General features: G+C 74.3%; 11 protein-coding genes and 1 tRNA gene. 5 read left to right on the top strand and 7 right to left on the bottom strand.

Features of this window, described 5'->3' with window-relative positions; all coding sequences use genetic code 11:
* A tRNA-Pro gene (locus IE318_RS26015) sits at positions 1-74 on the bottom strand.
* A gap of 101 nt (positions 75-175) precedes the next feature.
* Here IE318_RS26015 and IE318_RS26010 point away from each other — a divergent pair.
* Complete coding sequence (locus tag IE318_RS26010) at positions 176-715, top strand: DUF309 domain-containing protein (protein ID WP_189904151.1); 540 nt, start codon at positions 176-178, stop codon at positions 713-715.
* 107 nt (positions 716-822) lie between these two features.
* Positions 823-1,593 carry a precorrin-6A synthase (deacetylating) gene (cobF, locus tag IE318_RS26005; RefSeq protein WP_189904149.1) on the top strand — a complete coding sequence of 257 codons (771 nt, stop codon included), beginning with the start codon at positions 823-825 and terminating at the stop codon, positions 1,591-1,593.
* 18 nt (positions 1,594-1,611) lie between these two features.
* On the opposite strand, the gene IE318_RS26000 is transcribed toward cobF, so the two are convergent.
* From IE318_RS26000 to IE318_RS25985, 4 genes are all read right to left on the bottom strand, one after another.
* Positions 1,612-2,358, bottom strand: a complete 747-nt coding sequence (locus IE318_RS26000; RefSeq protein WP_189904147.1) for a cobalt-precorrin-6A reductase — start codon at positions 2,356-2,358, stop codon at positions 1,612-1,614.
* A 180-nt stretch (positions 2,359-2,538) separates the two neighbouring features.
* Positions 2,539-3,372, bottom strand: coding sequence for a polysaccharide deacetylase family protein (locus tag IE318_RS25995; RefSeq protein WP_373311272.1), 834 nt, complete (start codon positions 3,370-3,372; stop codon positions 2,539-2,541).
* A 98-nt stretch (positions 3,373-3,470) separates the two neighbouring features.
* A complete protein-coding gene (locus IE318_RS25990; RefSeq protein ID WP_189904145.1) occupies positions 3,471-4,403 on the bottom strand; it encodes a DMT family transporter in 933 nt (310 codons plus the stop codon).
* Between the two features lie 67 nt (positions 4,404-4,470).
* Complete coding sequence (locus tag IE318_RS25985) at positions 4,471-5,319, bottom strand: SDR family NAD(P)-dependent oxidoreductase (protein ID WP_030180665.1); 849 nt, start codon at positions 5,317-5,319, stop codon at positions 4,471-4,473.
* A gap of 330 nt (positions 5,320-5,649) precedes the next feature.
* On the opposite strand from IE318_RS25985, the gene IE318_RS25980 reads away from it, so the two are divergent.
* Entirely contained in the window at positions 5,650-6,732 is a 1,083-nt protein-coding gene (locus tag IE318_RS25980) for an MGDG synthase family glycosyltransferase (protein ID WP_189904222.1), read from the top strand.
* Positions 6,733-6,786: 54 nt separating this feature from the next.
* Here IE318_RS25980 and IE318_RS25975 read toward each other — a convergent pair whose 3' ends face one another.
* Positions 6,787-7,245, bottom strand: a complete 459-nt coding sequence (locus IE318_RS25975) for an RpiB/LacA/LacB family sugar-phosphate isomerase (RefSeq protein ID WP_189904143.1) — start codon at positions 7,243-7,245, stop codon at positions 6,787-6,789.
* An 80-nt stretch (positions 7,246-7,325) separates the two neighbouring features.
* Here IE318_RS25975 and IE318_RS25970 point away from each other — a divergent pair, with 80 nt between their 5' ends.
* Together IE318_RS25970 and IE318_RS25965 are read left to right on the top strand one after the other, a co-directional pair.
* A complete protein-coding gene (locus IE318_RS25970) occupies positions 7,326-7,760 on the top strand; it encodes a VOC family protein (RefSeq protein ID WP_189904141.1) in 435 nt (144 codons plus the stop codon).
* Positions 7,761-7,843: 83 nt separating this feature from the next.
* Positions 7,844-8,131: a hypothetical protein gene (locus IE318_RS25965; RefSeq protein WP_189904139.1), complete on the top strand. Its 288-nt coding sequence runs from the start codon at positions 7,844-7,846 to the stop codon at positions 8,129-8,131.
* 15 nt (positions 8,132-8,146) lie between these two features.
* Here the strand turns inward: IE318_RS25965 and IE318_RS25960 are convergent, their stop codons facing one another.
* The gene (locus IE318_RS25960; protein WP_189904138.1) at positions 8,147-9,406 is read right to left on the bottom strand and encodes an ATP-binding protein; all 1,260 of its coding nucleotides are present in this window, start codon (positions 9,404-9,406) and stop codon (positions 8,147-8,149) included.
* Positions 9,407-9,561: the final 155 nt, after the last annotated feature.

Here is a 9,561-nt window from a genome sequence, read left to right as displayed (position 1 = left end):
TCGGGACGACAGGATTTGAACCTGCGACCCCTTGACCCCCAGTCAAGTGCGCTACCAAGCTGCGCCACGTCCCGTCGCGCTGCCCCACGGTGACCCGTGTGATCGCGCGAACGTCACTTTACCGCACGTCGGGGGCCGTGCCGAAGAGGGCGCGGGTTCGGGGGAGAATCGGCGTATGAGCGACACCTCCTCCTCCGGCCGGCCGGCCGGCGCACGGGACCGGGACAGTGCGGGGCGGGCGCGCAACGCCCGGCCGCGGGACGGGCTGGGGCGGCCCCTGCCCTACGGCACGGGCGGCGTGCCGCGGCAGCCCGAGGGTGTGGTGCGCACTCCGGAGGAGACGGTCGCCGAGGCCCAGGCGCTGCTGGACGAGGGCAAGCCGTTCCACGCGCACGAGGTCTTCGAGGACGCCTGGAAGTCCGGACCCGAGGAGGAGCGCGCGCTGTGGCGGGGGCTGGCCCAGCTCGCGGTCGGGCTCACGCACGCGGCCCGCGGCAACGTCACCGGCGGCGCCAGGCTGCTGCGGCGCGGGGCGGGCGCGGTGGAGGAGTGGGTGACGGACACCGGCGTACGGGAACCCCACGGCATGGACGCGGCCGGGCTCGCCGCCTGGGCACGGGAGTTGGCGGACGCCGTGGAGAACGCCGTGGTGAGCGGGTCGGACGGGACCGTGGACGCGGCGCGGCAAGCGCCCCGGCTGCGCGGCGGGGCCTGAGCGACGGGGCCGGTCGACGGGCCCGAGGTGCGCCGTCGCCGGGCGTCGTAGCGCTGGGTGCGGCACCGGTGCACGCGTTGTCAGTGCCGTACGGCAGACTCGGGGGCGTGCGAAAGATTCATGTCATCGGTATCGGCGCGGGCGACCCCGACCAGCTCACGTTGCAGGCGGTCAGGGCGCTGCGCGACACGGACGTGTTCTTCGTCCTGGACAAGGGCGAGGTGAAGTCGGACCTCGTGGGGCTGCGCCGGGACATCCTGCACGCACACGTACCGGAGGGGACGTACCGCGTGGTGGAGGCGCGGGACCCGGAGCGGGACCGGTCGGCGGGCGGCGCCGGCTACTCCCCCGCCGTCGGGGACTGGCGCAGCGCCCGCGCGGACATCTACGAGCGGCTGATCACGGAGGAGCTCGGTGATCAGGAGCGGGGCGCGTTCCTGGTGTGGGGGGATCCCGCGCTGTACGACAGCACGCTGGGCATCCTCGAGGAGGTGCTGGCGCGCGGCGCGGTGGACTTCGCGTACGACGTCGTGCCGGGCATCAGCAGTGTCTCGGCGTTGGTGGCCCGGCACCGCACGGGGCTGAACCGGGTGGCCCGGCCGGTGCAGATCACCACGGGCCGGCGGCTCGCCGAGGGGTTCCCTGAGGGCGTGGACGACGTGGTCGTCATGCTCGACGCCCACCAGACCTTCCGGCAGTACGCCGACCAGGACATCGACATCTACTGGGGCGCCTACATAGGCACCCCGGACGAGATCCTCGCCTCCGGCCCGATCGCAGAGACCGCTCCGCGCATCGAGCGGCTGCGGGCCGAGGCCCGCGAGCGCAAGGGCTGGATCATGGACACGTATCTGCTGCGGCGCAGACCGAAGGAGTAGGCCGCCGGGCACCTCCGGTCAGGGCGCGGGCAGGTGCAGCCGCTCCAGGACGGCTCGCGCGTCCGGCACCGCCGTCACGCCCTGCGGCAGCGGCGGCCGCCGTACGACGACGACCGGCAGCCCGAGCTGCCGTGCCGCCGTGAGTTTGGCGGCCGTGGCCGCTCCCCCGCTGTCCTTGGTCACCAGCACGTCGACGCGGTGGGCCCGCAGCAGTTCGGTCTCGTCGGACAGGGTGAACGGCCCGCGGGCCAGCACCACCTGGACGTCCGGTGGCATCGGCGGCTCGGGCGGCTCCACGGACCGTACGACGAAGTGCAGTTCGGCGAGGTGGGCGAAGGCGGCCAGGTCCAGCCGTCCCGTCGTCAGGAACACCCGGCGGCCCAGCTCCGGCAGCAGCCGTGCGGCGGCGGCCATCGAGGCGACCGGATGCCAGCGGTCCCCCGGTTCCGGCCGCCAGCCGGGGCGGCGCAGCACCACCAGCGGTACGCCGGTGGCGGTGGCGGCCCGCGCCGCGTTGCGGGTGATCGACTCGGCGAAGGGGTGGGTGGCGTCGACGAGTGCGTCCACGCGGTGCTCGCGCAGCCAGGCTGCCAGCCCGTCCGCGCCCCCGAAGCCGCCGACGCGCACCTCACCGTCTAGCGGTCCCGGCCGGCTCACGCGTCCCGCCAGCGAAATCGTCACGCGGACACCGGGCCGCCCCGCGAGCGCCGCGGCCACCTCGCGTGCCTCGGTGGTACCGCCGAGGACCAGGACGTGCACAGACATGGGTCGAGACTATGCGGCGGAGTGGAACGGGCCGGGGCGGGGCGGGGCGGGCAGGCCGGAGGGGGTGGGCCAGGTGCCTCGGCGGCGTACGCCGCCGCGACGCTGTCGGCGTGGAGCGTGGGTGGTTGCCGGGTGCGGCGGTCACGGCGTGGAGTGTGGGTGGTGTGCCGGGTGCGGCGGTCACGTCGGGTGGGGAGCGGGTCGGCCGGTGGCCGGGGTGTGCTGCCGGGGCCGGGCGGCCTCGGCGTCGGGGACATCCGGGCCGTGGTCCCGGGCGATGCCGTGCTCGCGGAGGGGTCCCACCTGCCATCCCGCGTCCCGGCAGCCGGTGATCAGGCCGGGGAGGGCGCCGAGGGCCGCGTGCCAGCAGTCCGGGGACGAGGCGCGGTCCGAGTCGTGCAGGAGGATCGTCCCGCCGCCGCGCAGGTCCGCGTGCACGGTCGCGCGGACGGAGGCGGCCGTCGCGTCCGCCGTCCAGTCCCGCCCCCAGGCGGTCCACAGCACGGGACGCAGTCCGAGCCGCCGGGCGGCGGCCCAGCGGCCACCGGTGAGGATCCCGTAGGGGGGCCGGTACCACGTCGGCCGGCGGCCGGTGATCTCGTGCAGGGCGTGAACCGCGCGCGCGGTCTCCCGAAGGTCCCGGCCGGGGGCCGGGAGCCAGGGGCGGCTGTGGGTCCAGCCGTGCACGGCGAGTTCGTGCCCGCGCTCCGCGATGTCCCGGGTCAGCTCCGGGAAGCGGACGGCGCTCTCGCCGAGGACGAAGAAGGTGGCGCGGACGCCGAGCCGGTCGAGCGCGTCCAGGAAGTGCGGCGTGGAGTCGGGGTCGGGACCGTCGTCGAAGGTGAGCGCCACATGGCCGGGGCGGCCGAGACCGGCCAGGCGCGGGAAGCAGACGGCGCGGAAGCGGGGCAGCCAGGTGGCGGCCGGCACGATGTGCGCGACCGCGACGGCGGCCCCGGTGACGACGGCGACGGCGACTCCGGAAGGGGCGAGGACCCCCACCGCCGGGCGCACGCCCCCACGGTCCGGTCCGCCTGCCACGGCTGCCCGGCCTCCCGTGTGTTTCCCTCTCTTCACGCGTTTTCGCCTCCTCACGCGCTCTCCGTCCGCACTCACGTGCTCTTCGCCCGTACGCCTCCGCCTTCGTGATGACCATGGCGGCCGCGGCGGTGGGGTGGCGGCGGCTCGGTGTCCCACTGGCCGGACACCGCCGGAGCCCGGGCCAGGCCGACCGTGCCCGCCGCGAGAAGACCGACGCCGATCGCCTCGGGCACCATCCGCACGCCCAGGGCGATGTGTTCCCCGAACAGCGCCCAGCCGAGCGCCACGCTGGTGAGTGCGTCCCCGAGGGTGAGGGCGGGCTGGGAGGCGACGAGGGTGCCCGCCCGGAAGGCGCACTGGAGCAGCCCGAAGGCGACCAGTCCGGTGACCGCGGTGGCGTACGGCGTCCAGTCCGCCGCCAGGTGGCCCAGCCCCTTCGGGAGCTGTCCCGTCACCTGTTTCAGCAGCGCGGCCGTCAACGCGAACATCACGGCCGAGGCCAGCCCCAGCAGGGCCGCCCGCGGCGCCCCGCAGACGAGCCGGGACGCGCCCGCCAGGGCGAGCACCAGGCACCCCACCGCCGACCCGACCGGGACCCAGCGGCCCGGTTCGGCGGTGGTCCGTCCGGAGGACGGCGCGGCGGCCCCGAGGAACAGGGCGAGCCCGACGGCCAGGGCCAGGAACGACAGCCAGGTGGCCCGGTCCGGCCGGCGATGGAAGACGACACTGCCGATCGCAAGCGTGAACAGCAGCTCGGTGGCCAGCAGTGGCTGAACCAGCGACAGACTCCCCACGGCCAGCGCCGCGGCCTGCACCACCCCGGAACCGGCGAGCAGCCCGGCACCGGCGGTCCAGAACCACCGCCGCCGCCCACTCCAGCCACCCCGCGCGCGCCCGGTCGCCTCGTCCGCCCGTTTCTCCGTGGCCGCGCGTCTCATCAGGACCGAGGCCGCGGCGTTGGCGGAGGCGGCGAGCAGCGCGAGGACGACGGTGAGGACGTTCACCCGGCCCTACCTCCCCCTCCCCGACTCGACCCGACGCTTCCCCGCCTCGATCGGACGCTTCCCCGCCTCACCCGAACCGTGCGGCGAGGCGCCGGTACAGGGCGGGCGCGGCGCCGCGGACCCGGCCGGGCACACGGGTCCAGCCGGGGACGTAGACCTCGTCCCGGCCGCGCGAGACGGCCTCCCACACCGCGTCGGCGACCCGGCTCGCCGGGACCGGCCTGGGCAGTGCGCGCCGGTAGGGCACCCCGCGCCGGTCGAAGAACGGCGTGTCCACGACGCCGGGCACCACATGGCTGATGCCGACGCCGGTGCCGCGCAGTTCGTAGCGCACGGCATCGGCGAACGCGCCCAGCGCGGCCTTGGCCGCGGAGTAGACGGCCTCGTCCCGGACGCCGACCGTGCCGGCCAGGGAGCCGATGATGACCACCCGGCCCGTGCCCTGCCCGACCATGTGCGGCAGCAGCAGCCGGATCAGGTGCAGGGTGGCGAGCACGTTGACGTCGAACACCTCGTCGATGGCGGGTTGCGGCATGGTGCAGAACGGCCCGGCCCATCCGATGCCCGCACCGGCCACCAGCAGGTCGACCCGGCCGACGCTGTCCAGGGCGAACTCGGCGAGCCGCCGTTCGGCGCCCGGGCCGCACAGGTCCGCCGGGTAGGCGACGGCCGAGGTGCCCCGGGCGACCTCTTCCAGTCGCGCGCGGTCCCGCCCGTTCAGCACCAGCCGCCAGCCGCCCTCGGCGGCGAGCCGGCGGGCCACGGCGGCCCCGATCCCGGAGGAGGCGCCGGTCACCAGCGCGCCCCCGCCCGGCAGCGCGCCGTCGGCGGCGCGCCGGCTCGCGGCGGTGAGCGTCGCCGGTGCCTCCACGGGGATCCCGGAGCCGGACCGAGGACGGGAAGGGGCTTGGGACATCGGGGCGCACCTCGAAGGTCGACGGGGACCGGGTGCCGTCGGTGCGGCTCCCGGCGGTCCGGCCTTGTCCTGCCGGGGTGAAGTATCCCGGTGGCCGGGCCCGAAACGTGGGACGGGCGGGGCGTGCCCGTTCGTTTGACTGCGGTGGGTGAGGGTTACTCACTACCAGTGTCGTCCGAAACGCCCGTGCCGCCACCGCTGCCCGCCGCCCGGGGCCCGGAGAACGGGCACACTCCCGTCCGGCCCGGCCCGGACGCCGGGCACGCGCCCGCCCCGCCCGCTCCGGACGGCCCGCCCGGGGCCGAACGCCTGCTCGTGGTCAGCGCGAGCATGGGCTCGGGCCATGACACGGTGGCCGCCGAGTTGGCGCGCCGGGCCCGCGCCGCCGGCCGGGAGGCGCACGTCGTGGACGTGCTCGCACTGCTGCCGTACGGCCTCGGGGCCGGGCTGCGCGGCTTCTACCAGGGCGCGGTCCGGCACTGCCCCTGGGTCTACGCCGGCATCTACGATGTCTTCCTGCGGCCCGGCTCCCGGCCCCGGCCCAGCGGCACACCGCTGGCGCGGCTCGCGAGCGACCGGCTGATGCGCCTGGTCCGCGAGACGCGCGCCGATGTCGTGGTGCCCGTCTTCCATCTGGCGGCGCAGCTCACCGGCCATCTGCGGGCCGGGGGTGTGCTGCGGGTGCCCAGCGCGGTGGTCGTCGTCGACTTCGCCGTGCACCGGCAGTGGCTGCATCCGGGCAACGACCTGCACCTGTGTGTGACGCGGGAGGCCGCCGACGAGGTGGGCCGGGCTCTGGGCCGGCCGGCCGAGGCGACGGGGCCGGTGGTGGCTCCCGACTTCTTCACCGGGGGGCCGGGGGCGGCCAAGTGGCGGCGCCGGTTCGAGAGGTACGGGCCGGGCCGGCCCGCCGTGCTGGTCTCCGCGGGCGCCTGGGGCGCCGGGGCGGAGCTGGCCGGCACGGCACGGCTGCTCGCCGCGCACGGCTTCCTGCCGGTGGTGCTGTGCGGGCGCAACGAGCGGCTGCGGCGCGAGCTGTCCCGTGTGCCGGGCGTCCTCACCCCCGGTTGGGTGAGCGACATGCCGGAGCTGCTGCACGCGTGCGCGGCCCTGGTGGACAACGCGGCCGGACAGACCGCCGTCCAGTCGCTCGCCGCCGGGCTGCCGGTCGTCGGGTACCGGCCGCTGCCCGGACACGGCGCGGAGGGGGTCCGCCGTATGGCCGTCCTCGGGGTGTCCGACCACGCTCCGGACGAGGCCGGTCTGCTGCGGTCCCTGACCCGGCTCACGGAGCGGGGACCGGTGCGCGAGCGGCGGATCGCGGCCGGGCGCGCGCTGTTCCGTGGCGACGCGCTTTCGTGGATCGTGCGCGCGTCGACGTCGCCGGACACCGGCCCGACGCAACAGCCGTAGCCGCAGCCGTGGCGGCGGCAGTGGCGCTCGCGTGGGCGCCGGGCGTCCTCGTGCTTACGGCTGGACCGTCCGGCCGGAGTCCATCCGCCCCACGCGGGCGACGTTCTCCCGGTCCTCGGCGTCCTCGCTGGGCGCCGCCGCGAACCAGGCGTCGAGGATCTCGGCCAGCAGGGGTTCGGAGGTCAGCCGCAGGCCGAGCGCCAGCACGTTGGCGTCGTTCCAGCGGCGCGCTCCGTCCGCCGTGTAGGCGTCGGTGCACAGGGCCGCCCGTACGCCGGGCACCTTGTTGGCGGCGATGGACGCGCCCGTGCCGGTCCAGCAGCACACGACCGCCTGGTCGGAGCGGCCCTCGGCGACGTCCCGGGCCGCGGCCTCCGAGCATGCCGCCCACTGCGGATCGTCGCCGGGGCGCAGGGCTCCGTGGGTGACGACCTCGTGCCCGCGTTCACGCAGCTTCGCGACCAGGGCGCGGGCCACGGGTTCGTCCATGTCGGAGGAGACGGAGATCCGCATGCTTCGCAGACTACGTCGTGCGGAAGTGTCTTGTTCACGCCGGGAGATGAGCAACGGAGTCCCCCTGCTATGGTGCGCCGATGTCGTCGATCAAGCAGTTCCAAGTCACCTTCGACTGCGCGGAACCCGCACGCCTCGCCGGTTTCTGGTGCGAGGTGTTGGGATACGTCGTACCGCCGGTCCCCGAGGGGTTTGCCACGTGGGAGGACTACCACCGCTCGCTGCCGCCCGAGGACCAGGTCACCTACTTCGCATGCAGTGATCCCTCGGGTGTGGGCCCGCGCCTGCTCTTCCAGCGCGTTCCCGAAGGGAAGATCGTCAAGAACCGGGTGCATCTCGACGTGCGGGTCGGCACCGGACTCGTGGGTGACGAGCGCCTCGCCGCGCTGGAGGCCGAATGCGCACGACTGGTCGCGCTCGGCGCGGTACACGTGCGAACGCTGCTTGCCGATGACGAGAACGAATCGTGCATCCTGATGCAGGACATCGAGGGCAACGAGTTCTGTCTCGACTGAGCATCCTCCGGGGACGGTTCCCAAGCCGGTGGTCCCAAGCCGGCGGCGGCCGCCCGCGGCGACTCGCGTGAGATCATCCGCCCATGAGCAGCGACCTGGAAGTGAGTGCTCTGGCGATCAATGTCACGATCCCGCAGGCGCTCCGCTGGACGGACACTCGACGCGGTGAAGCGTTCACGCTGACCACACTCAACGTCCGGCTTCTCCCGGACGGTCACCTCGCCGTGAAGGCCTATGGCCGCCCGGTCGGTGGTGGTCGGGGCGCATACGTCTCGTTCCCCGTCCCGGACAGACCCGACCTGACGGCCCTGGTCGCCGAAGCCGCCGGCCGTGCCGGGGAGTTGTGGGCCGCCCATCGTGGTCTCGGCTGAACCCGGTTCGACCGACTAATGACGGTCCTGTGTGGGGTTCAGGCGGGCGACGAACACGCTGCGGCCGTCCCTCGCCTCCTGCGTCTGAATGAGCAGACTGACGGGGATCAGCCTGCCGTCGTGGTGCAGCGCGGACATGGTCACCGGGCGGCCGAGAATGCGTGGCTCTCCGGTGAGCAGCAGGGTCGTGAAGGCGGCGATGTGGCGTTCACGCAGGTGTTCGGGGATGAGTACGGTGATGCGCTGTCCGACCAGCTCGTCCGCGGGCCAGCCGAGCAGGTCGGCCGCCGGTGTGTTCACGGCGATGATCCGGTCTGCGTCGTCGGCGGCGATGGTGGCGGTAGGGCTGGCCTGCAGGCTGCTGGGGTCCCATGGCGCCGGTTCCGGCGGGACGGCACTGGGCTCGTGGGGGGTCGAGGTCCAGGCAGTGGGAGGCCGGCCCTCGATCTGGCCGATCAACTGCTCGAGGAGCCAGTGGTTGGCCGCACGGGTCTGGGGCAGGGCCGGCCGGGTGAGCAGGCGTCCTTCGCAGGCGGCCTCCTGGGCGTGATCGAGCATGCGGTCCAGGGTGCGCAGGGACGGGGCGGCGTCAGCGGGGATCGGTACGCGCAGGGTACGCAGGTCCCCCTGGGCGGTCATCTGTTCCGGCGCAGCGGTCAGGGCCGCTTTGATCATGTGGTTGCACTCGTGCGCGGTGAGGAGGTCGTCCCGCAGGGCCGTGGGTCGGTCATCGGCCAGGGTGGTGAGCAGTGATTCACGCAGGAGGGCCTCGCGGTGCTGCTGAGCTGCCTTGTGGAGCGCGCCCGGCACGTCGATCAGCGTCACGGTGACGGTCGGCCCGCGGGACGTGACGGACGTGTCCCAGCCCGGCGCCGGCGGCGGAGCGGTGCCGGACCACAGCTCGAACCACACCGTCTTGCGGTCCTCGCCGACGTATACGCCGTGGTTGGAGGCGAGCTGCTCGACCATGCCCAGCCCACGTCCGGTGCTGGCATAGCTGCTGAACTGCTGGGAAACCAGACCGCGGGAAGGTTTGTGATCACTGACCTGGACGTGCGCCCTGCCGTCGGTGGCCCAGGCCCGGACCTCCACCTCGGTGTTCGCATGGACCACCGCATTCGTCACCAGCTCGCTGACCAGCAGCTGCGCCGTGTCCACCACATCCGGCGGGCTCTGTTCCAGGACATCGCGCACGAACCGCCGGGCCGCCGAAACACTCTGCGGCCGCGGCGGCAAGCGACATTCCGGAGCCTTGCTGGGACTGGGGCCGGCCATACAGCCAGTGTCGCTCCGACCCGCGACCGACGCCGCCGCGCTCGGTACAGGGCTGGTCACGCAGCCCGTCGAGCACAGGTTCTAGGGGGTGTCTCGTCGATCAGGCCGGATCAGGGAGCGGTGGCTGGTGGTGGGGGCACCTCCCACGCCGTTCG

This window comes from Streptomyces spiralis (assembly GCF_014654675.1).
GTDB lineage: Bacteria > Actinomycetota > Actinomycetes > Streptomycetales > Streptomycetaceae > Streptomyces > Streptomyces spiralis.
The sequence above is the reverse complement of the archived record's forward strand: the minus strand, read 5'-3'. Positions and strand labels throughout refer to the sequence as shown.